Origin of the sequence: Streptomyces sp. NPDC015144 (genome assembly GCF_043079735.1) — a bacterium.
GTDB lineage: Bacteria > Actinomycetota > Actinomycetes > Streptomycetales > Streptomycetaceae > Streptomyces.
Map to the genome: position 1 here is coordinate 54109 of NZ_JBIBUU010000027.1, position 22255 is coordinate 76363.

The window sequence follows — 22255 nt, forward strand, 5'->3', positions numbered from 1 at the left end:
ACGTGGTGTGCCGATGCCCGTGCGCAGATGGCGCCGCAGCTGGCAGCGGCGCAGCAAGCTGGAGCGGATCGACCTCTACTCGCGGTGGACCATCCGGGTCATGCCCTGGATATTCACCCTGTCGTGGCAGCTGGTCGCCTTCAAGGCGGACATCCGCCAGGCGCCGCTGCCGATCGCGCTGGGTGTGGCACTGCTGCTCGTGTCCCTCATCCAGTGCCTGCTCAGCAACCGCAACGTGGACCTGTCGTACGAGCACTATCTCGGTATCGCCGAATTTCCCCGCAGCCGCCAACTGCCCCCGCTGATCCTGCTCCTGGTGGACCTGGGACTGCTGGCCGCGCTGGCCGCGACCGGTGGGATCAGCGGCTCCGGGCTGCTCCTCATGGCGATGAACGCGCCGATCGCGTTCGCGCTCACCCAGACGCTGCTGGTCCCCGTCCGGACCTTCCTCATCCAGTCGGCCTCCTTCATGGTCCTGAGCGCCGCCGTCCTGGCCGCGGCCGGGCTCCGGGGCGGGGCGCTGCTCGCGGTGGTGCCGGTCTCGTTCTTCGGCAGCGGCATGGCCCTGGTCTCCATCCGGCCCAGCGCCTGGAGCCTGAAGGTGATGTGGCAGGCGGAGGACGCCCGCGACCTCCAGGCCCGGCTCGCGGTCGCCGAGGAGCGGCTGCGGTTCGCGCGGGACCTCCATGACGTGATGGGCCGCAACCTCGCCGTCATAGCTCTGAAGAGCGAGCTGGCCGTGGAGCTGGCCCAGCGCGGCAGACCGGAGGCGGTGGACCAGATGGTCGAGGTGCAGCGGATCGCGCGTACCTCGCAGCAGGAGGTGCGCGACGTCGTGCGGGGATACCGGGAGGCCGACCTGAGCGCGGAACTCGCCGGGGCCCGTGGCGTGCTGGACGCGGCCGGGATCGAGTGCGAGGTGACGGGGGAGTCCGGCGAGTCGCTGCCCGCCCCCGTGCAGTCGGCGCTGGGCTGGGTCGTCCGGGAGGCGGCGACCAATGTGCTGCGGCACGGCGACCCGAGCCACTGCGTGATCCGGCTGAGCACCTCGGCGGACGCGGCCGTGCTGCGGATGGAGAACGACGGCGCCCGGGCCGGGGAGACCGGGGCGGGCCCCGGGCCGGTCCCGGGCGGCTCCGGGCTCGCCGGGCTGCGGGAACGGCTGAGCTCGCTCGACGGTTCGCTGGAGGCCGGCCCGGTGGGGGACGGGTGGTTCCGCCTGACCGCGACGATCCCGCTCGCCGCGAAAGTGCCCACCGCCCGCGGCAGTGCGCCCGACGCCGAGAAATCCCCCGCGCTCCAGGAAGAAGGACGATGACGACCGTACGGGTGCTGCTCGCCGACGACGAGCACCTGATCCGGGGAGCGCTGGCCGCGCTGCTGGCCCTGGAGGACGACCTCGTGGTGGTCGCGGAAGCGGCGACCGGCCCGGAAGCGTTGGCCATGGCCCGCGCCCATCGGCCCGATGTGGCGGTGCTCGACCTGGAGATGCCGGGCGCCGACGGTGTGAGTGTCGCCACATCACTGCGGGCCGAACTGCCCGACTGCCGAACGATGATCGTGACCAGCCACGGTCTGCCCGGACACCTCAAGCGGGCGCTCGCGGCAGGCGTGCGGGGCTTCGTCCCGAAGACCGTGAGCGCCCGGCAGCTGGCCGGGATCATCCGCACCGTACATGCCGGAAACCGTTACGTGGACCCGGAGTTGGCGGCCGACGCGATCTCGGCGGGGGAGTCTCCGCTGACCGTGCGCGAAGCCGAAGTGCTGGCGCTGGCGGCAGACGGGGCGCCCGTCGCGGAGGTCGCCGAGCGGGCCTCGCTCTCGCAGGGAACGGTGCGGAACTACCTCTCCTCGGCCGCCTCGAAGCTCGGCGCGGAGAACCGACATGCCGCAGTGCGTCTCGCACGGCGCCGAGGATGGGTATAGTAGGTCTCGCGCTTCGGCGCTTGCGGACGTAGCTCAGTTGGTAGAGCGCAACCTTGCCAAGGTTGAGGTCGCCAGTTCGAACCTGGTCGTCCGCTCGGTTCAGCAAGAAGCCCCCGACTTCCGGTCGGGGGCTTCTTCGTGTTGCGGCGGATGTGCCGTGCGGGGGAGGCGAGGTCCCTCGCACCGGGTGCTCCACGCTTCGGCGGGATGCGACACGTGGAACGCGGGGCGCGGAGCACCCGGTGCGGGTCTCGGGACCGAGACAGGTCTACTGCCAGGACATGCCGGTGAGGAGCTCGTACGCCTCCAGGTACTTCGCCCGGGTCGCGTCCACGATCTCCTGCGGCAGGGCCGGCGGCGGCTGTTCGCTCCTCCGGTCCCAGCCGGAGGCCGGGGAGGTCAGCCAGTCGCGTACGAACTGCTTGTCGTAGCTGGGCTGGGCGCGACCCGGCTCCCAGGTGGCGGCGGGCCAGAAGCGCGAGGAGTCCGGGGTCAGCACCTCGTCCCCGATGATCAGCTCCTCGCCGCCATCGGCCGTGGGCGCGAAGCCGAACTCGAACTTCGTGTCGGCGAGGACGATGCCGCGCTCGCGGGCGATGTCTCGGGCCCGGCCGTAGACGTCGAGCGTGGTGCGGCGCAGCAGGGCGGCGGTGTCCGCGCCGACCTGGCGGGCCACCTCCTCGAAGCTCACGTTCTCGTCGTGGTCGCCCACCGCGGCCTTGGTGGCGGGGGTGAAGATCGGCTCCGGGAGCTCGGAGCCGTCGACGAGGCCCTCGGGCAGCGCCAGCCCGCAGACCGTGCGGGACTGCTGGTACTCGGTGAGCCCGGAACCGGTGAGATAGCCGCGGGCGACGCACTCGACCGGAACCATCCGCAGCGACCGGCAGACCAGGGTGCGGCCCGCCCAGTCCGCGGGCGCCCCGGCGGGAAGCTCGGTGGACAGCACATGGTTCGGCACAAGATCGGAGAGCTGGTCGAACCACCACAGCGACAGCCGGGTGAGCACCCGGCCCTTGTCCGGGATCTCGGTCGGCAGGACCCAGTCGTACGCGGAGATGCGGTCGCTGGCGACCATGACGAGATCGCCCGCCGCGTTGCGGTACAGGTCGCGCACCTTGCCCGTGTGCAGGTGGGTAAGGCCCGGCACCTCCACCGGCTCGGGCTTTTCTACAAATCCGGACACGCTGCCTCCGCGTAGGTTGATCCAGGAGTGGTTCCGATTCTCCCGTATCGGGCGCGGCGGCGCGGCGCGGGGGCCCGGCGCGGGGGCCCGGCGCGGCAGTCGGCGCGCGGGCCCGCCGCTCGGACAGGGCCCCTAATCGCGCTTGCAGATGCGGTCGAGGAGGTTGGCGGTGGCCCGTTGGATGCGGGGGTCCACATGGCCGGGGCGGTCCAGCGCCGGGGACCAGGCGAAGGTCCCCGAGGCGAAGACGATCGCCCCGGACGGTGCCCGGTAGACGGAGGTCTCCTGGTGGCGCCGGACGCCGTCGCCGTCCAGGTAGGGGGAGTGGGCGAGCAGGGTGCGGCTCTCGTGCTCGGGGAGCGCGGTGCGCGGGAAGTAGCGGTCGGCCTCGCCCGCGACCAGGCCGGCGAGCTCGTCGCCCTCCCCGGCGCCGGTGGCCTCCCAGATCCAGTGCTCGGCGTTCCGTACGACCAGGGGGTGCGGTTCGGGGACCTGGCCCGCGTACTGGATGCCCATCAATTGCTGCTCGGGCCGGTCGATCTCGCGCCAGAGCGCGGGCTTCCCCGGGCCGCGCCGCTTGCGGCAGGTGAGCAGGCGGTCGGGCACGCCGGACGGCGACGGGGAGAGGCTGACCTGCCAGTACATGGTGTTGGCGGAGAGGAAGACCAGGGAGGTGCCGCCGTCGCGGGCGCGCTCGGCGGTACGACGCATCGGGACCGACCAGTACTCGTCGTGGCCGGGGAAGACCAGGCCCCGGTACCGGGACGGGTCGACGCGGCCCGCGTGCAGGTCGCGGGTGTCGGCGTACGCGAGGTCGTAGCCGTACCGCTCGGCCCAGCGGATGAAGTCGTACGCGTGGCCGACGTGGAGCGGCAGGCCGGCACCGGCGTACGGGCGGTCGAAGGAGACGGTGATCGCCGCGTCCTCCTCGCCGAGAAGGCCGCCCTCCTCGTCCCAGGCGTGGTAGAGGCTGGCGCCGGTGTGCCCGTCCTCCGGGTAGAGGTTGTACGCCTGCCAGGTGATGTCCGGCAGCACCAGCAGCAGATCGGCGGGCTGGTCGTCGCGGACCGTGAACGGGATGTGGGAGCGGTAGCCGTCCGCGGTGGTGAGCACGGCCACGTATGCGCCGATCGACCAGTAGCTCGGGATCTGGAGCCGCCAGGACTGCCACCAGTGGTGGCAGGAGACGGTGCGGTCGGCGGTGAGTGGGGCGGGCTGGACGATCCCGGAGAGCCGGGGGCTCGTGGTGATCTGGCAGGCGCCGTCGCCCCCGTAGTGGCCGATGCGGTAGACGTCCACGGAGAACTGCTGCGGCGGATCCACGGTGACGTGGAAGTCGATCGCCTCGCCGGGGGCCGCGGCGCCGTTGGAGATGAAGCCCTTGATCTGGCGGTGCACGTCGTCGGCGGTGCGGGTGCCGCCGTCGGTGTAGTAGCTCCCCAGGGCGGGGGCGGCGTACCAGGGGACGACGTGCCCGTTGGCGTCGAAGTAGTTCTCGCTGCCGCGCAGCCAGGGCAGGGGGCCCTGCCCGAAGGGGTCGGAGACGGCGTGCGCGAGGGCACCCGACTCCCACCGCCGGATGTGCTCCGCCCCCATACCGATTCCCTCCCTCGAGTCCCCCGGGACAACAGCCGATGGTCGATGGACGATCGGATCGGCGGCCGTACGCGCCGAACGGGCCGACGGCCGGTGGTGATCGTCGATGGTCATGCGTCATCGGTGCGCCGGCAGCGGCGTGCCTGCTGTCAGCGCCGATCCCCAGCACATCACATAACGCACGCACTCCGTCACCGTTCGTCGCGAATTGACGGGAACGGAGCCTGTAATTCCGGGTGTTGGGTGTGAAAACCGGGACGGATGGGTCAGACGAGACGCACGGGCTTGTCGATGCGTACGCCGACCTCGTCCAGCCAGGAGCGCAGCGGGTCCGCGTCCCCGTCCTCGACCAGGCTGAGCACGGGGACGCCCAGGTCCGCCCGGCGGGCGCCGTCGACCAGCAGGGCGGGGCCGTCGAGCCAGTCGAGACCGGGCGCCGCGCCCGCCGTGTCCACCGCCGCGCAGCAGACCATCGCCGTGACGTGGTCGGCCAGCAGCTCCGTGCCGGTACGGGGCGGCTGGAGCGGGAAGAGCGGGAGGGCGTCGGGCCCGCCCGGGTCGGGGGCCTCGGCGGACCGGCGCGGGGCGGCCGACGCCTCCTCACGGGCGACCGCGGCGTCGATCCCGGCGGCGAGCTCCTCACCGGCCCCGGGGCGGCCCGCCAGATGCTCGACGACCCGGGCGAGGGTGGGCGGCCCGGCGTCGACGGGGCGGGCCGGGGAGGCTGCGGCTGAGGCGGCTGAGGCGGTCGTCGTGGGGGTGGCGGGCGTGGCGGTCAGGCCGGCTGGGGCCGTCATCGCGTCGAGGACCCGGTGCAGCCGCGCGGCCTCGGTGCGCCACTTCCGGTCTACGACCTCCTCCGGGTACTCCTGCCAGTCGACCGGGGACCAGTCGGGGCCCGGCCGGGCCGGGCCGCCGTGGAACAGCCGGGCCGCCAGCAGCGAGGCCGCCTCGTCGGCCGCGCCGGGCTCCTCCAGCAGATCGCAGGCGGGGCGCTCGCCGAGCCGGGAGGTGAACCCGTCGGCGAGCCGGTCGCGCCGGGACAGCTCGGTCAGCGCGGACACCACCCCCGCGTCCAGCCGGCTCGGCCAGCGGCCCATCCGCCAGGCGGGCAGGGCGACCCGGGTGAGCAGCCGGTCCCAGCCCGCGTAGGCGAGGCCGACCTGCTCCTGGGCGACGATCCGCAGCCCGTAGTCCACCCCCTGGGCGCGGACCGACGCGGCGGCGGCGACCCCCCGCTCCATCTCGGCGACATGGCCGCGACAGCTGCGCAGCAGCAGCCGGGCGGTCCGGCCGACGAAGAAGCGCGGCACTCCGCGCAGGCCGGACAGCGGGCCGGACCGGGGTGCTTCGGCGTCGGCGACCGCTCCGTCGAGCCCGCGGACGAAGCGGCGGGCGGCCGCTATGTCGGGGTGGGCGGACGGGCCGGTGCCCGCGACGACCGGGGCGAGCACCGCTCGTAGCTCCCCGACCCGCATCCACCACAGGAACGGCGACCCGATGACCAGCACCGGAGCGATCCGCTCCCGGCGGTTGCGGGGCCGCGCCCCACCGCGCCCCGGGTCCGCCGCCGGGTGCGTACGGTCCTCCAGCCAGCTGTCGCAGTCGGGCGTCAGGGCTATCGCCGAGGGGGCGGGGACCCCGAGCCGGTCGGCCAGGTCCCCGACCAGGCGGTAGAGGTCGGGGGCGTCCCGCTCCGGGAGCGGGACGGTCGGGCTGACCGCCGGTCTCGCCCGTACGACCGCGACCGCGACGGTGGCGGCCAGCAGGAGCACGACGACCGCGCAGGCCGTGACGGCCCAGCGCGCCGTGTCCCATCCGCTGCCCACGGCGAACCCCTGGGCACCCGCCACGAGCAGCACCACGGCCACCGCCGAGGGCAGGATCGCGACGGCTGTCGCCCTGCCGCGGATGCGCAGCAGGGCATGGGCCCTGGCGCGCGCACTCAGCGCACCCGGCTCCTCACTTGCACCAGTACCGGACACGGCCGGACGTCACCCCCTCTGCCCCCGCGGCGGTGTAGTTCACTCCCCCACTGTGGCACCCGCCACCGACATCGCAATGCCGGTGGGCCATGTGCCGGAATGCTTGCGCCGCACCCTAGTTGGGGGCTTCGGCAGGCGTCATCCGGATGGATCAGCCGTCACTCGATGGAATGGCTTTGGCTAAAGCTGCTGACGCGCCACCGCCCCTTGGGGCAGCGGCGCGTCAGTACGGTTCGCGGGGCGGTGGTGGCCCTGGTGTCAGCCCTGCGCGGCCCGGCGGGCGATGTCGGTGCGGAGGTGGGAGCCGTCGAGGCTGATCCGGCCGGCCGCGGTGTAGGCGCGCTCGCGGGCGGTCGCGAGGTCCTTGCCGGTCGCGGTCACGGACAGCACCCGGCCGCCCGCGCTGACGATCGCGTCGCCGTCCCTCTTCGTCCCGGCGTGCAGGACGTACGCGTGCGGGGCGTCCAGCTCCGCGACGGCGTCGAGCCCCTTGATCGGGTCGCCCGTGCGCGGCGTGCCGGGGTAGTTGTGCGAGGCGATGACCACGGTGACGGCGGCCTCGTCGCGCCACTTCAGCGGCGGCAGCGCGTCGAGCGTGCCCTCGGCGGAGCCGAGCAGGACACCGGCCAGCGGGGTCTTCAGACGGGCCAGGACCACCTGGGTCTCGGGGTCGCCGAAACGGGCGTTGAACTCGATCACCCGGACGCCGCGCGAGGTGATCGCGAGGCCCGCGTAGAGCAGCCCGGAGAACGGGGTGCCACGGCGGCGGAGCTCGTCGACGGTCGGCTGGAGCACCGTCCGCATGACCTCGTCGACCAGCCCGGCGTCGGCCCAGGGGAGCGGGGAGTAGGCGCCCATGCCGCCGGTGTTCGGGCCCTGGTCGTCGTCGAGGGCGCGCTTGAAGTCCTGCGCGGGCTGGAGCGGCAGCACGGTCTTGCCGTCCGTGATCGCGAAGAGGCTGACCTCGGGGCCGTCGAGGAACTCCTCGATGACCACGCGCTCGCAGGCCAGGGCGTGGGCGCGGGCCGTCTCGACGTCGTCGGTGACGACGACGCCCTTGCCCGCGGCGAGACCGTCGTCCTTCACCACGTACGGGGCGCCGAAGGCGTCGAGTGCCGCGTCGATCTCGGCCGGGTTGGTGCAGACGTAGCTGCGGGCGGTCGGGACGCCGGCCGCGGCCATCACGTCCTTGGCGAACGCCTTGGAGCCCTCCAGCCTGGCCGCCTCGCCGGAGGGGCCGAAGCAGGGGATGCCCGCGGCGCGCACGGCGTCGGCGACCCCGGCGACGAGCGGGGCCTCGGGACCGACGACCACCAGCCCGGCGCCCAGGTCGGCGGCGAGGCGCGCGACGGCGTCGCCGTCGAGAGCGTCGACCGGGTGCAGTTCGGCCACCTCGGCGATGCCGGCGTTGCCGGGAGCGCAGTGGAGAGCGGTGACCTCGGGGTCGAGGGAGAGAGAGCGGCACAGGGCGTGTTCGCGGGCGCCGCCGCCGATGACGAGGACCTTCACGGGATGCAGCCTAACTGCCGGGGCGCGACGCCCTTGACGGCCTCCGGTCCGTGGACGGTCCGGCCTCCGGTCCGTGGACGGTCCGGGAGGAGCGGCGACGGCGGCTAGGACGGGAGGAGCGGCGACGGCGGCCCGGACGAGGCCGAGGGGCCTGGGGCGGGCCGTGGCGCGCGATGATGGCAGCCGTGGTGAGCCGTGGGCAGCCGTGGTGAGCCGTAGCGCGGGTCCGGAGCGGTGGAGGGCGGTTGCCCCGGGACCACCGCTCGGTCGCCCGTTCTACTCGTTGGTGAACTCCTCGATGACCGTGGCGCCCAGCTCGCGGACGATCAGCTCGTGCCCGGAGAGCGCCGAGTCGACCAGGTCCGGGTCGTCGGCCTCGGGGATGTCGTCCTCGGGCGCGACCGCGTGCGGGGGAGCGGCGTACGCCGGGGGCGCGGGCTCCGGTGCGGGTGCGCCGCCCGCCTGCGACGGCTGGGCCGGACGGGGCGACGGCTGCGGTCGGCTCGGCTCCGGCTGCGCGGGGGCGGCCGGGCGGGGCTCGTAGCTCTGCTGGGGCGCGGGGGGCTGGTACGGCGGCGCGGCAGTGTGCGGACGGCCGCCACCGCCCTGCGGAGGCGCACCGCCGCCCCCCGACGGGTCGATGACGGTCTCGATCTTCCACTGCGCGTTGAAGCGCTCGGCGAGGGCCTGGCGGAGCACGTCCTCGCTGCCGCTGCTCGCGAAGGTGTCGCGGGCCCCCGCGTTGAGGAAGCCGATCTGCAGCGTGCTGCCGTCGAAGCCGGTGACCTGCGCGTTCTGACTGAGCAGGATCCAGGTGAACCGGCGGCGGTTCTTCACCGCCTCCAGGACGTCCGGCCACATGTTCCGCACCTGGGCGGCGCCCTGGGCCATGCCCGCGCTCGGCTCGGCGGCTCCGGGAGCCTGTGGCGTGCTGGCGGGAGCGGTGGGCGCGGGGGCGGCGGCCCGAGGGGGCTGCGACTGGCCGGGGGCGGAGGCCGTGGGCCAGCCACCGGGGCGGCGGCCCGACTCCGGCGCGGCGGCCGCCGTGGGCCAGGCCCCAGGGCGCTGACCGCTGGCGGGCGCGGGAGCGGGAGCAGCGGCGGGCGGGGCCGCCGGGGTTTCGTGGACGGGCGGGGCGGGCGGGGCCGCAGCGGCGGGAGGCGGTGCCTGGACCGGCGCGGGCGCGTCCCCCCGTACCGCCGCGCGGGCGGCGGCGGGCCCACCGCCGGGCGGCACGGCCGGGGCGGCGGGCACGGGCGCGTGGGCCAGCGCCTCGGGCCCGGGGACGTACCCCATGGCGGGACCCGGCCCCGTGGTCGCGAAGGAGGCGCCCCGCTCCAGCCGGTCGAGCCGGGCCTGGAGCGAACGCTCGTCGTCGAAGGCGGCGGGCAGCAGTACCCGGGCGCAGATCAGCTCCACCTGGAGGCGCGGCGAGGTCGCCCCGCGCATCTCCGTGAGCCCGGTGTTGACCAGGTCGGCGGCGCGGCTCAGCTCGGCGGCACCGAAGACGGACGCCTGGGCCTGCATCCGCTCGACGACATCGGCGGGGGCGTCGATCAGCCCCTTCTCCCCGGCGTCCGGCACGGCGGCGAGGATCACCAGGTCGCGCAGGCGCTCCAGGAGGTCGGCGACGAACCGGCGCGGATCGTTGCCCCCCTCGATCACCCGGTCCACCACCTCGAAGGCGGCCGCCCCGTCGCCGGCCGCGAAGGCGTCCACGACCGAGTCGAGCAGCGAGCCGTCCGTGTACCCGAGCAGCGCCGTCGCCATGGCATACGTCACACCGTCCTCGGCGGCGCCGGCCAGCAGCTGGTCCATCACCGACATCGAGTCACGCACGGACCCGGCTCCGGCCCGCACGACGAGCGGCAGCACGCCGTCCTCGACGGGGATGCCCTCCCTGCCGCAGACCTCCGCGAGGTAGTCCCGCAGCGTCCCGGGCGGTACCAGCCGGAAGGGGTAGTGGTGCGTACGCGACCGGATCGTGCCGATGACCTTCTCGGGCTCGGTCGTGGCGAAGATGAACTTGAGATGCTCCGGCGGCTCCTCGACCACCTTCAGCAGGGCGTTGAACCCCGCCGAGGTGACCATGTGCGCCTCGTCGATGATGTAGATCTTGTAGCGGCTCGACGCGGGCCCGAAGAACGCCTTCTCCCGCAGGTCACGGGCGTCGTCCACGCCACCGTGCGACGCGGCGTCGATCTCGATGACGTCGATCGAACCCGGCCCGTTGCGCGCGAGGTCCCGACAGGACTGGCACTCCCCGCACGGGGTGGGCGTCGGCCCCTGCTCGCAGTTCAGGCAGCGGGCCAGGATGCGTGCGCTGGTCGTCTTGCCGCACCCGCGCGGACCGCTGAACAGGTACGCGTGATTGACCCGGTTGTTCCGCAGCGCCTGCTGCAGCGGGTCAGTGACATGCTCCTGCCCGATGACCTCGGCGAACGACTCGGGGCGGTAGCGGCGGTACAGCGCAAGGGACGACACACCTACGAGGTTATCCGGGCCGACTGACAACCGGCCCCGGGAACCATCACCCGGAAACGCAAGGGCCCCCCACGCACCCGCCAGAGCCGACCTACCCTTGCTGCCTTCCGGCCCTGGGGGAGTTCAGTCAGATAGCGCCACGTGAGGGGCTGACGCCCACCTTAGCGGATCCCCACCCCCACCGGTCCACCTCCCCCTCCGTCCGCGCCCGCCGGAAGGTCCTGGAACACCCCGCGAAGATCTCGAAACGGTCTCGAAGCGATCTTGGGGCCAACAGGTTCGCGAGCACTCCTCAACGTCTTGTATTGTTTGCGGCGGAGGATTCGCCTAGTGGCCTAGGGCGCACGCTTGGAAAGCGTGTTGGGGGCAACCCCTCACGAGTTCGAATCTCGTATCCTCCGCCATTGCTCTCACCGGGCAATACGTCGAAGGCCCCCGCAGCTCGCTGCGGGGGCCTTCGACGTTTCCTGTTCCCGAGCCCGGGCCGGAAGCCTTCGTCGAGGGGGAACGGCCGACTCCACGGACGACGCACCCCTCCCCCAGGGGGCCGGGCCCGTCACCTGAGTGAGGGGACGCCCGTTGTGGGGGTGTGAACCCCTACGCCGTGACGTATCCCTTCCCGGCTCACCAGGAGCCGACGAGCATGCCACTCCTGTGTTCTGGACACCGCATCCAGACGACGCTCCTGCATCGACTGGGTACTGGCCAGTGGGACGCCCGCGTACCGGCCGGTCAACTCGTCGGTCTCGCCGAAGCGCTCGACTCGGCGGAGCGGCTGGGTGCCAGGCGCGAGTTCCTCGCGGATTCGGCCCAGGCCCGGGAAATGGAAAAGGTCATGCGCGAAAGGCCGGAGGCCTTCGGAGTCACGGGCAGGGTGGTCCTCGGCGCCGACAACGTCTTCTGGGTTCCGGACGGGACACAGAACAGCGGCACCCTCGATCTTCTCGGGCTGGAGTGCATCGACGGGTACCAGCAGACGGTCCTGGTCTGTCGTCTTGCCGCGGAGCTGCCCGTCGAACATCTGGACCGGGCGGTGCTGGACGTCCGTATCGTCACCGGGGCGACCCGCGAACTCGTCCGGAGCGAGTACGACCGTGCTCACCTCTACTGCAACCCGACCAAACCGCAGGACCTCCTCGTCCGTCACCCCGTCCTGCTCAGGCTCGTCAAGCAGTTCGATGACGACCAGTGCAATTTCAGGCTCCGGCGTGGTGAGCAGCGCGGCCCGCGTCGGGAGGGGTACTCCATCGGTGAGGCGACGACGGCACTCGCGCTGTTCTCACACGAAGCCGACCCCGACCTCGCCCACCGCACGCTTGACGACCAGGGGCGGCAGGAGATCTGGCGGAATCCGTCCGGCCATGCGTTTCGCACGCTGTTCAACAACCACACCCAAGCGACCGGCGTCCGCATCGCCATCACGTACCGACGGTCGATCCTCGGTGTCCTGGAACAGATGCTCCGGACCCGGTCGACCCATCACTGGCACCTGCTGGAGGACGCCCCCGACCTGATCGTCTGGGCGGTCGCCCGCCAGCTGCCGTTCGACCGACTGCACTGCGACCAGCGTGATCCTGCGGCGCCGGCGTGGGAGGAGATCCTCGACACCGAGGTGCCCGCGCTGACCCGACGAACCGCCGAGCTTCTCGTCCGTGCGTACGAGAAGCTCCGGCCGAAGGGCGTCCACAAGAAGGCCGAGGTGCGTGAACTTTCGTACTGGCACAAGCTGCTCGAAGTCGCGGGCATGAACCACCGGCGCGAAAGCTCCCCGTTGGTTCCGGAAAACCCCTGATCTCCGGAGCGGACAAGCCGCGTTGGTGAGGTCTCGGTCGGCGGGCCCAGCGGCTCGGAGCACCGACGGACGGAAAAACCGGTGGCCCCCGTACGGGGGGAACGGGTGCCACCGGAGTTGGGGAGGCTCGTGGGCCTCGGGGTGGGGTCAGCGGGTGAGGGTGGCGACGCCGGCCTGGGCGAACTTCTCGTCGAGGTCGCCGGAGGGGGCTCCGGCGACGCCGATGGCGGCGATCGGGGCGCTCTTGGCGGTGACGGGGGCGCCGCCGGCGAGGAAGAGGGTGCCGGGGATGTCCTTGAGGGTGGGGGCGTTGGCCAGGCGCTTGGCGAGCTCGGAGGTGGGGGCGTTCCAGGAGACGGCGGTGTACGCCTTCTTCACGGCCGACTCGTAGGCCTGGGGGCCGGCACCGTCGCCGCGCAGGGTCAGGATGGTGTTCCCGTTGCGGTCGACGACGGCGACCGAGACCCGCTGGTTCTCCTTCTTCGCCGCGTCCAGCGTCGCCTGCGCGGCCCTCGTCGCCGCCTCCAGCGTCAGGTGCGTGCTCTGCTGGAGGTTGCGGTTCTTGGTGTCGGTCTTGACGGTGGCGGCGGGGGCGGCGGCCGGGGCGGAGGCACTGGCGGAGGCGGCCCCGAACGTACCGGCGACGACGGCGGCGGCGACACCGGTCAGGACACGGGCGCGCAGCGACAGCTTCTTCATGGTGAACGACTCCTCGGATTCGGCCAGGGGGTTCGGGGGTTTCCACGTTCCCGCTCTGACATCCATCCTCAAGCCGTGTCCGGCCCGTACCCGTCGGCCTGCGGGCTCCCTTCCGGGCCCTCGACGGACGACGGGCGGGTCCACCGATCGGTTGATGCGCCCCCGCGCAGGGCCCCGATCGGCCGATGCGCCCCCGCGTACGCCCGTAGAGGTGCGCGCGTGAGCGCTCAGGCCAGGAGCTTCGTCTTCGCGCGCTGGTACTCCTCGTCCGTGAGCGCGCCCCGGTCCCTGAGTTCGGAGAGCTTCGCCAGGTCGTCGGCGTGGCTGCCCCGGGTGCCGGTTCCGCCCGGGCCCGCGTCGGGGGAGTTGGCGGCGTCGCGGACGTACGACCTGAAGGCGCGCTCGCGGTCCTGCGCGTCCTTGATGTCGTGCTCGGCCATGGCCGGGCCCCGGAAGATCAAGTACAGCAGAACGCCGAGGAACGGCAGGATCAGAACGAGGATCAGCCAGCCGGCCTTGGCCCAGCCGCCGAGTTCGTGGCTACGGAAGATGTCCGTAATGATCTTGAACAGCAGGAACAGCCACATGACCCAGAGGAAGAACACCAGCATGGTCCAGAAGAGGTTGAGCATGGGGTAGTCGTCCACGGATCTCTCCTCGGTCGGCGCGCGCGTTCCGCACGGTGACGAACAGGGGTAAATCAGTCATATCACCGCATATCTGGGCTCGCCTGTTGTCCGTCGACGGCCGGTCGGTGGACCGGGTGGTCAAAAGGGCGTCGGGGATGGCGTAGAGTTGGGTTCACCGACGCGGGGTGGAGCAGCTCGGTAGCTCGCTGGGCTCATAACCCAGAGGTCGCAGGTTCAAATCCTGTCCCCGCTACTGAAGAATCGGGCCCGGTACGCATACAGCGTGCCGGGCCCGATTCGTTTTCTCCCGGGCCTGAGCGGGTACCTCCTTCGGCCGACGCGGAGTCGCCGCCCGTTCCCGCTCCGGTGAGGCTGGGGGACGGGGCGCGGCGCCGTCCGCGGCCGCGTGTGTACCGGGCAGGAGACCACAGGTGTGGAAGTGGGAGAAGAGGCGCGGTCGGCCCGCCGGGGGTGACACCCGCGGCCGGAGTTTCGTCCGTACGCTGCCCGCGCTGATGATCCTCGGCGGACTGCTCTTCGACGGCCTCACCCCGCAGACCTTCACCGCCATTCCGTTCTTCGTGGCAGCGCCGCTGATCGCCGCCCCGTTCTTCTCGCTGACCAGCACCATCCGGACCGCCGTCGCCTCGATGCTGGCGGTCATCCTGTTGCGCCTCTACAGCAGTACGTTGCCGGAGGTCGTGCCGCTGATCGAGCTGCTCACCCTGGCCACGGTCTCGGTCCTCGCGGTCGTGATCAACGGAGTGGTGCGGCGGAGCAACGAGCAACTGGCCTCCGCGCGGTTCATCGCCGAGACGGCCATGCGCGCGGTGGTGCCCCAGCCGGCCGCCCGGATCGCGGGCCTCCAGGTCGCGGCGCGGTACGAGGCGGCGCAGGCGGACGAGTACGTCGGCGGCGACCTGTTCGCCGTGGCGGACACCCCGCACGGGGTGCGGATGGTGGTCGGGGACGTGCGCGGCAAGGGGCTCGGGGCCGTGGAGACGGTCGCGGTGGTCATCGGGGCGTTCCGCGAGGCGGCCGAGCAGGAGCCTTCGCTGGCGGACGTGGCGGGCCGACTGGAGCGGGCGTTGTCCCGGGAGGAGGCGCGGCGGGGTGGGCTCGACGTGCTCGAAGGCTTCATCACCGCCGTACTGGCCGAGATCCCGGCCGGGCTGTCCCGGGTGCGGGTCGTCAACCGGGGGCACCCCGAGCCGATCCTGCTACACCCGGACGGGGCGCTGGAGGTGCTGCGGCCCTCGGTGCCCGCGCTGCCGCTCGGCATGGGGCTGGGGGCGTGGTCGGAGCGGACGGATGAATGGGAGCTGCCGGACGGGACGACGCTGCTCCTCTACACGGACGGCCTCTCCGAGGCGCGGAACGCCGAGGGGGTCTTCTACGACCCGGCGGCCCGGCTGCGCGGGCGGATCTTTCCGGGGCCGGAGGAGCTGCTCTCGGCGCTGACCGACGACGTACGCCTGCACACCGGCGGCGAGACGACCGACGACATGGCGCTGCTCGCGGTGGTACGTCCCGCGCGGGGGCAGCCGGACCGGCGCCGGACCGTGCGGATCGTGGGCGCGGAGCAGGATCGAACGGGCGGTGAGCAGGGTTGAACGGGCGGGGCCGGGGCGAGCGGGTGGGGGCGGGACTGGACGGGCGCGGGGCGGGACTTGACGGGCGCGGGGCGACTGGGTCGAACCGCCGCGAGGCGATGCCACCGTGCGTAATCGAAGGACGCCGCTCCGCATAACATTTGACACAACGTCAGAAATGAGTCGGCCGCTGAGTGGCGGTCAAGTGGGCCTGTTGGTCTGGCTATGTCCAGTAAAGTCCAGGCCAAAGACGTGAACGATCAGTGGGAACAGCTTGGAATGCGGCCCCGGTGTCTATTAACGTTCGATAACGCAGCGCGGTCGTCCCAGCCGTCATCAATGGCGGCGCCGTGCGCGAGCGCCGAATTCCGCAAGGGAACCGGGGAACCACCATCATGGGGTGAATCGGACACCTGTGTCTCGTGAGAGACGGAGGTGCCCGTAGGAGACCTTCCTGCTCCGAACCCGTCAGCTAACCCGGTAGGCGAGAAGGAAGGAAAGGAGTGCGCCCCCGTGGCGTCCAACAAGCCTGCCCCAGAAGCCCCTTCACGGTTCCAGGGCGATCACGGCGATTACGGCACCGGCTACGGCGTTGCCGACTACGGCTACGGCACCGGCCTCGACGCCGACCGCACCGCTGAGTTCACCACCGACTTCCGTTCCGACGCCGGCGACGGCGAGGCCGAGCGCGGCTGGAGCGAGTGGAACCCCACGGAGGAGACGGTCCGCCCGGTGCGCGGCCGGCACCGTGTCGCCAAGCAGCGCACGGGACTCGCCCGCAGCTCCACGGTCCTGGGCGTCGGCGTGATTGCGGCGGTCGGCGCGGGCGGCATGGCCACCGCGCAGGGCAAGCCCCCGGTCTCCATCTCGGTGCCGGACGCGATCACGAACAACCTCCCGGACGCCAAGTCCCTGCCCGGTGTGGGCGCCCTGTTCTCCGACGGGTCCGAGACCGACGGAGCGGACCAGGCCGTCACCGCCCCGCTCACCACCGCCGGCATCACCACCGCCGAGGCCGAGCAGGGTGCCACGGACGCCGGTGAGGCGCTGCGCGCCCGCATTCTCCAGCAGGCCGAGCAGCAGCAGGACGCGGCCGCCGCCGAGGCGAAGGCGGCCGAGGAGAAGGCCGCCGCCGAGAAGGCCGCCGCCGAGGCGAAGAAGCAGCAGGACGCGGCCGAGGCCAAGGTCGCCGCCGAGAAGAAGAAGGCGGAGGAGGAGGCCAAGAAGAAGGCGGAGGCCCTGCGGCTGGCCAAGCTCGCCGCCAGCTACTCCCTCCCGACCTTCTCGTACACGATCACCTCGACCTACGGCCAGGCCGGGTCGATGTGGTCCTCCGGCCACCACACCGGCCTCGACTTCGCCGCCCCGACCGGCACCCCGATCAAGGCCGTCCACAGCGGCACGATCAAGTCGGCCGGTCTGGCCGGTTCGTACGGCTACCGCACCGTGCTGGAGCTGGACGACGGTACGGAGATCTGGTTCTGCCACCAGTCGTCGATCGGTGTCAGCGTGGGCCAGAAGGTCACCACCGGCGAGACCATCGGCCGGGTCGGTGCGACCGGCAACGTGACCGGTCCCCACCTCCACCTGGAGGTCCACACCCCCGACGGTTCGGGCATCGACCCGATGGCCTGGTTCCAGAGCAAGGGCCTCAACCCCTGATCCGTCCTCCGGACACCGCTCCCCGGGCCGGTTCCTCCGGTGCCGGGGCCGGTGCGTCCGGCCCGTGGACCCCGGCAGCCCCGACGCTCTCCCCCCGACGTCAGGGCTGCCGGTCCTTTTCCCGCTCCCGACCCCGTCCGCGGGCGATCCCGTCCGCTGCCGACCCCGTCCGCGGGCGTCCGTCCGGGGCGTCCGTTCGGGGGACGGGAACGGGAACGGTCCGGCGCGAACGGAATAGCGGGCCCGCCGGGGTTCGTTGATCCACCCATGACTTCTCTTCGCCCGCTGGGCTCCTCCGGTCTCCAGGTCTTCCCGCTCGCACTCGGTGGCAACGTGTTCGGCTGGACGGCCGACGAGGCACAGTCCTTCGCCGTGCTGGACGCGTACACCGCGGCCGGGGGCAACTTCGTCGACACCGCGGACGGCTACTCCGCCTGGGTTCCGGGCAACAAGGGCGGGGAGTCGGAGACGGTCATCGGGAAGTGGCTCGCCTCCCGCTCCGACCGCGACGACCTCGTCATCGCCACCAAGGTCTCCACCCACCCCGACTACAAGGGGCTCGCCCCGGCCAACATCAAGGCCGCCGCCGAGGCGTCGCTGCGCCGGCTCGGCACCGACCGCATCGACCTCTACTACACGCACTTCGACGACGAGTCCGTGCCGGTCGAGGAGATCATCACCGCCCTGGACGAGCTGGTGAAGGAGGGCAAGGTCCGGGAGATCGCCGCCTCCAACATCAGCCCCGAGCGGCTCCGGGCCTCCCTGGACTTCTCCGAGCGCGAGGGCCTGGCCCGCTACGTCGCCCTCCAGCCGCACTACAACCTGGTCTCCCGCGACACCTACGAGGGCGCGCTCCAGGACACCGCCGCCCACGCCGGGCTGGCCGCCGTGCCGTACTTCGCCCTCGCCTCGGGCTTCCTGACCGGCAAGTACCGTCCGGGCGCCGAGGTGGAGAGCGCGCGGGCCGGGAGCGTGGCGCAGTACCGCGACTCGGAGCGGGGACAGAAGGTGCTGGCCGCGCTGGACAAGGTGGCCGAGGCGCACGACGCGCAGATCGCGACCGTCGCGCTGGCCTGGCTGGCCTCCCGACCGACCGTGGCCGCGCCGATCGCCTCGGCCCGTACGGTCGAGCAGCTGCCCGCGCTGGTGGCCGTCGCCGACCTCGAGCTGACCGAGCAGGAGCTGGCCGAGCTCACCGACGCGTCCGCCTGATCCGAGGAGCGGGCCGCGCGGCCCAGGCCGTCCCTACGGGCGCGGGGCCGGGTGCGGAGCCGGGTACGGGTACGGGCCGTACGCCGGGTGGGGCGCCTGCGCCGGCTGCGGGCAGGCGACGGGCCGGGCGTACGGCGCGTACGGGTACGTGTACGGACTGCCGGGCCGGAACGGCTGCGGGTACGGGCCGGTCCGGGCGTACGGGTTCTGCTGCGCATGGTGCGCATGGGGCGGGAGCGGATGCTGTTGCCCAGGGTGCGGGAACGGCTGCTCCTGGGCGTAGGGGAACGGCGGCATGCGGTGCGGGCGCAGCCGCCCCGTCACCTGCGCCGCGTACGTGAGCGCCGGGACGGCCACCTCCCGGCGCTCCCAGAGAAGGCGCAGCAGCTCCAGCTCGCGCTCGGCGAAGTCCGGGCCCGCCTCTCCCCGGCGGGCCCGGAGCCGCAGCGCGGCCAGCCTGGTCGCGTAGGACTCGTACTCCACGACGGCGACCGCGGCCGCCTTCCCCCGGGCCTTCGCCGCCGCCTTGTCGCCGGCCGCTACGGCGTATCGGTGACGGGCCATGTCGCGGGCGATGCCCCGGGCCCGCATCGAGGAGAGCGCGAGCGGCTCCACGGGGGTCAGCCAGCCGGCCGCCGCGTAGACGGGCAGCTCGGCGCAGAGCGTACGGAGCCTGCGGTAGCGGGACCAGATCGCCAGCCACGTCACCAGGCCGAAGACCGGGACCATGAACACCCCGTACACCGCGTAGAAACCCAGCGGGCTCAGGACCGCCGAACCGTTCCACAGCGCGTGCATGCCCATCGCGAGGACGAGCCCGAGCAGCGGCAGCAGGACGCGGCGGAGCTTCTGGTGGCGCAGGCTCGCCGCGGCGAGCCCGAAACCTATGCCGGTCAGTGACGTGAAGAGCGGGTGCGCGAACGGCGACATCACCGCCCGCACGAAGAACGTCGCGGCCGTCATCGCCGGGACGCCCGCATGACCGATCTCCTGGTCCTCGCCGAAGGCGTTGCCGAGGTACAGGATGTTCTCGGTGAAGGCGAAGCCGCTCGCGGTGAGCCCGGCTATCGCGATGCCGTCGACGACGCCGGTGAACTGCCGTCTTCGGAACAGGAAGATCAGCAGGACCGCGGCGGCCTTGGCGCTCTCCTCGATGAACGGTGCTATCACCGTGGCCCCGAGGGTGTCGGCGTTCGAGGGGTCGGCGGTGGTCGTGGCTATCCACCGGATCGCGAACGAATTCGCCAGGAGCGCGACCAGGGCGGCGGCGAACGCTCCCCAGGCGAAGGCGAACAGCAGATTCCGCCAGGGGCTCGGCTCGATCCGGTCCAGCCAGCGGAACGCGGCCGCCAGCAGCGGGACGGGCAGCACGGCGAGCCCGAGGCCGACGAGAAAGCCCTGCGTGCCCGTCTGGTCACGGACCAGGGCCAGGATCGCCAGGGCACAGAGCGCGAGGACCGTGCACACGACCGTGATGCGGAAGGCCCGGCTGCGCCACACGAGGCCGACCCGGCGCGGCCGGTACCACCCGTGCGCGCGCTGCGGCGCGGCAGCCAGGATCTCGCCGGCCGGCTCCTCGGGGAGCGGGACGGCGAGCGGGGACTGTCGCTGCTCTGCGGACTCGTCGGACGCCACCCGACGACCCTAACCAGCGGGACTGACACCTGACCACGGGACGACCGGACACGGTCCGCCCGCCGACCGGACACGGCCCCGCCCCGAGGCCCGCCACCGCCCGGCCCAGAGGGGGCGGGCGGCACCCGGCCACGGGGGTGTCAGACGCGGGCGAACAGCAGGTCGTGCACGACGTGGCCCTTGTCGAGGCCCTGCCCCTCGAACCGGGTCAGCGGCCGGAACGCGGGCCGGGGGGCGTATCCGCCGTCCGCCGCCGTGTTCTCGAAACGGGGGTGCGCGGTCAGCACCTCCAGCATCTGCTCGGCGTACGGCTCCCAGTCGGTCGCGCAGTGGAGCACCGCGCCCGGCTTCAGCCGCCCGGCCACCAGGTCGAGGAATTCCGGCTGGATCAGCCGCCGCTTGTGGTGCCGCTTCTTGGGCCACGGGTCGGGGAAGTACACCCGGAGGCCGTCCAGCGAGTCCGGCGCGAGCATCTCGCGGAGCAGGATGATCGCGTCACCGTTGGCCACCCGGATATTGGACAGGCCGTTACGGTCGGCGAGGCCGAGGAGGTTGCCCTGGCCGGGGGTGTGCACGTCCACGGCGAGGATGCCGGTGCCCGGGTCGTCGGCGGCCATCTGCGCGGTGGCCTCGCCCATGCCGAAGCCGATCTCCAGCACGACCGGGAGCCCGTCGAACATCCCGGGCAGGTCGAGGACGCGCTGCCCGTCGATGTCCAGGCCCCACTGGGGCCAGAGCCGCAGCAGGGCGTCCTGCTGGCCGGGCGTGACCCGGCTGCGGCGCGGCTGGAAACTGCGGATGCGGCGCTCGTGGTGCGAACCGGCCGGGTCGATGGCGGGCCCGCCCGGGAAGCGCGACTCCTGGCGCAGCCTGCGCTGCCGCTCGAAGGCGGCCTCCCGCAGGTCGTCCGGGATCCCGGCGGTGGACCGGCCGTCCGCCGACGCGGGTGCGCCGTCGGCTGCCGGTGCGTTGTCCGTCGCCGGGGCGGGGGAGTTCTCGGTGAGGCCCTCGGAGCGGTTCTCGGCGAGATGCGCGGAGGGGCTCACGGGGTGGCTCTCGGAGGGGTTCATGGGCTCAGACACAATGCCCCGATTCTACGGCGGGCGGCCTCCACCCCGTCTCCCGCGCCCGGAGCAGCGCCCTGCGTGCCACCTCCCGTCCGATGGGCAGCGAGGCCGTCGCGGCGGGCGACGGCGCGTTCAGCACATGGACGGTGTGCGGGGCCTCGCGGATCAGGAAGTCGTCGACCAGCGTGCCGTCGCGGAGCACGGCCTGGGCCCTGACCCCGGCCGGGGCAGGCCGCAGATCGGCCTCCGTCACCTCGGGCAGCAGCCGCCGCACGGCGTCGGTGAACGCGCGCTTCGACAGCGAGCGGTGCACCTCGCCCGCCCCGTACCGCCAGTGTCTGCGGGCGATCCGCCAGCTGCCGGGCCAGGCCAGGGTGTCCGCCAGCTCGCGCGGGCGCACGACCGGCCAGCCGTACCCCTCGCGGGCCAGCGCGGGCACCGCGTTCGGGCCGACGTGGACGCCGCCGTCGTGGCCCCGGGTCAGGTGGACGCCGAGGAACGGGAAGGCCGGATCGGGCACCGGATAGACCAGGCCGCGCACCAGCTCCGGCCGCGTCAGCTCGTAGTACTCCCCCCGGAAGGGCACGATCCGCACCTCCGGGTCGTCGCCCGCCAGCCGCGCCACCTGGTCGCAGTGCAGCCCCGCGCAGTTGACCAGCACCCGGGCCCGCACCACCGCGCCGTCCGCCGTGCGCACCGCCACGCCCCAGGGGCGCCGGTCTATCGCGACGGCCTCCGCCCCGTAACGGATCTCGCCGCCCCTGTCGCGCACCTCGGCGGCGAACCGGGCCGCGACCGCCCCGAAGTCGCAGACCCCCGTCGAACCGACCCGGATGGCGGCGAGCCCGCTCACCCCCGGCTCGTACTCCGCGATCTGCGCGGGGCCCAGCTCGCGCACCGGCAGCCCGTGGAGACGGCCGCGCTGGACCAGGGCGTGCAGCCGCGGCAGCTCGGACCGCTCGGTCGCGACGATGAGCTTGCCGGTCACCGCGTGCGCGATGCCGTGCTCGGCGCAGAAGTCGACCATCTCGGCGGCGCCGCGTACCGCGTAACGGGCCTTGAGCGAGCCCGGCGGGTAGTAGATGCCGCTGTGGATCACCCCGCTGTTGCGCCCCGTCTGGTGTCGGGCCGGGCCGCTCTCCTTCTCCAGGACCGTCACGCGGGTGCCCGGAGCGGTGCGCGTGAGCGCGTAGGCCGTCGACAGGCCGACGATCCCGCCGCCGATCACCAGCACGTCGCAGTCGTACGCCGCGTGCGTCATCACCGCACCACCTCCCACCCCGA

General features: G+C 72.8%; 16 protein-coding genes, 3 tRNA genes, 1 other RNA gene and 1 riboswitch. Of the genes, 9 read left to right on the plus strand and 11 right to left on the minus strand.

What is annotated here, in order from left to right:
- Nucleotides 1-13: 13 nt before the first annotated feature.
- From ACF08W_RS32030 to ACF08W_RS32040, 3 genes are all read left to right on the plus strand, one after another.
- Nucleotides 14-1318, plus strand: coding sequence for a sensor histidine kinase (locus ACF08W_RS32030; RefSeq protein ID WP_392281449.1), 1305 nt, complete (start codon nt 14-16; stop codon nt 1316-1318).
- Nucleotides 1315-1926: a response regulator transcription factor gene (locus ACF08W_RS32035; RefSeq protein WP_352279800.1), complete on the plus strand. Its 612-nt coding sequence runs from the start codon at nt 1315-1317 to the stop codon at nt 1924-1926. Before ACF08W_RS32030 ends, ACF08W_RS32035 begins: the two co-directional genes overlap by 4 nt.
- Nucleotides 1927-1948: 22 nt before the next feature.
- A tRNA-Gly gene (locus ACF08W_RS32040) sits at nt 1949-2021 on the plus strand.
- Between the two features lie 173 nt (nt 2022-2194).
- Here the strand turns inward: ACF08W_RS32040 and ACF08W_RS32045 are convergent.
- The 6 genes from ACF08W_RS32045 to ffs form a co-directional block, all read right to left on the minus strand.
- Nucleotides 2195-3109, minus strand: coding sequence for a phosphoribosylaminoimidazolesuccinocarboxamide synthase (locus tag ACF08W_RS32045; RefSeq protein ID WP_392281450.1), 915 nt, complete (start codon nt 3107-3109; stop codon nt 2195-2197).
- 132 nt (nt 3110-3241) lie between these two features.
- Nucleotides 3242-4705, minus strand: a complete 1464-nt coding sequence (locus tag ACF08W_RS32050; protein ID WP_392281451.1) for a N,N-dimethylformamidase beta subunit family domain-containing protein — start codon at nt 4703-4705, stop codon at nt 3242-3244.
- 266 nt (nt 4706-4971) lie between these two features.
- Nucleotides 4972-6690, minus strand: coding sequence for a hypothetical protein (locus tag ACF08W_RS32055; RefSeq protein ID WP_392281452.1), 1719 nt, complete (start codon nt 6688-6690; stop codon nt 4972-4974).
- Nucleotides 6691-6948: 258 nt separating this feature from the next.
- A complete protein-coding gene (purD, locus tag ACF08W_RS32060) occupies nt 6949-8199 on the minus strand; it encodes a phosphoribosylamine--glycine ligase (RefSeq protein ID WP_392281453.1) in 1251 nt (416 codons plus the stop codon).
- Nucleotides 8200-8475: 276 nt separating this feature from the next.
- Complete coding sequence (locus ACF08W_RS32065) at nt 8476-10683, minus strand: DNA polymerase III subunit gamma and tau (RefSeq protein WP_392281454.1); 2208 nt, start codon at nt 10681-10683, stop codon at nt 8476-8478.
- Between the two features lie 57 nt (nt 10684-10740).
- An RNA gene (gene ffs / locus ACF08W_RS32070) (signal recognition particle sRNA small type) lies at nt 10741-10837 on the minus strand.
- 162 nt (nt 10838-10999) lie between these two features.
- Here ffs and ACF08W_RS32075 point away from each other — a divergent pair.
- Nucleotides 11000-11087: transfer RNA gene (locus tag ACF08W_RS32075), tRNA-Ser, on the plus strand.
- Between the two features lie 239 nt (nt 11088-11326).
- On the plus strand, nt 11327-12475 hold the full coding sequence (locus ACF08W_RS32080) for a hypothetical protein (protein WP_392281455.1): 1149 nt from the start codon (nt 11327-11329) through the stop codon (nt 12473-12475).
- Between the two features lie 147 nt (nt 12476-12622).
- On the opposite strand, the gene ACF08W_RS32085 is transcribed toward ACF08W_RS32080, so the two are convergent.
- Together ACF08W_RS32085 and ACF08W_RS32090 are read right to left on the minus strand one after the other, a co-directional pair.
- Nucleotides 12623-13174: a heme-binding protein gene (locus ACF08W_RS32085; protein WP_392281456.1), complete on the minus strand. Its 552-nt coding sequence runs from the start codon at nt 13172-13174 to the stop codon at nt 12623-12625.
- A gap of 227 nt (nt 13175-13401) precedes the next feature.
- A complete protein-coding gene (locus ACF08W_RS32090) occupies nt 13402-13821 on the minus strand; it encodes an SHOCT domain-containing protein (RefSeq protein ID WP_385216891.1) in 420 nt (139 codons plus the stop codon).
- 161 nt (nt 13822-13982) lie between these two features.
- Here ACF08W_RS32090 and ACF08W_RS32095 point away from each other — a divergent pair.
- The 4 genes from ACF08W_RS32095 (at nt 13983) to ACF08W_RS32110 (ending at nt 18269) form a co-directional block, all read left to right on the plus strand.
- Nucleotides 13983-14056 (plus strand) — tRNA-Met (locus tag ACF08W_RS32095).
- A gap of 178 nt (nt 14057-14234) precedes the next feature.
- Nucleotides 14235-15416 carry a PP2C family protein-serine/threonine phosphatase gene (locus ACF08W_RS32100; protein WP_392281457.1) on the plus strand — a complete coding sequence of 394 codons (1182 nt, stop codon included), beginning with the start codon at nt 14235-14237 and terminating at the stop codon, nt 15414-15416.
- Between the two features lie 328 nt (nt 15417-15744).
- Nucleotides 15745-15897, plus strand: a riboswitch (cyclic di-AMP (ydaO/yuaA leader).
- 11 nt (nt 15898-15908) lie between these two features.
- Complete coding sequence (locus tag ACF08W_RS32105) at nt 15909-17057, plus strand: M23 family metallopeptidase (protein ID WP_352279818.1); 1149 nt, start codon at nt 15909-15911, stop codon at nt 17055-17057.
- A 267-nt stretch (nt 17058-17324) separates the two neighbouring features.
- Nucleotides 17325-18269 (plus strand): aldo/keto reductase, encoded by a 945-nt coding sequence (locus ACF08W_RS32110; RefSeq protein WP_352279819.1) that lies wholly within the window; start codon nt 17325-17327, stop codon nt 18267-18269.
- Between the two features lie 33 nt (nt 18270-18302).
- Here the strand turns inward: ACF08W_RS32110 and ACF08W_RS32115 are convergent, their stop codons facing one another.
- From ACF08W_RS32115 to lhgO, 3 genes are all read right to left on the minus strand, one after another.
- Nucleotides 18303-19904, minus strand: a complete 1602-nt coding sequence (locus ACF08W_RS32115; RefSeq protein ID WP_392281458.1) for a PrsW family glutamic-type intramembrane protease — start codon at nt 19902-19904, stop codon at nt 18303-18305.
- Between the two features lie 140 nt (nt 19905-20044).
- Nucleotides 20045-20989 carry a tRNA (guanosine(46)-N7)-methyltransferase TrmB gene (gene trmB, locus ACF08W_RS32120; RefSeq protein ID WP_392281465.1) on the minus strand — a complete coding sequence of 315 codons (945 nt, stop codon included), beginning with the start codon at nt 20987-20989 and terminating at the stop codon, nt 20045-20047.
- A complete protein-coding gene (lhgO, locus tag ACF08W_RS32125; protein ID WP_385216906.1) occupies nt 20979-22235 on the minus strand; it encodes an L-2-hydroxyglutarate oxidase in 1257 nt (418 codons plus the stop codon). Before lhgO ends, trmB begins: the two co-directional genes overlap by 11 nt.
- Between the last annotated feature and the right edge of the window lie 20 nt (nt 22236-22255).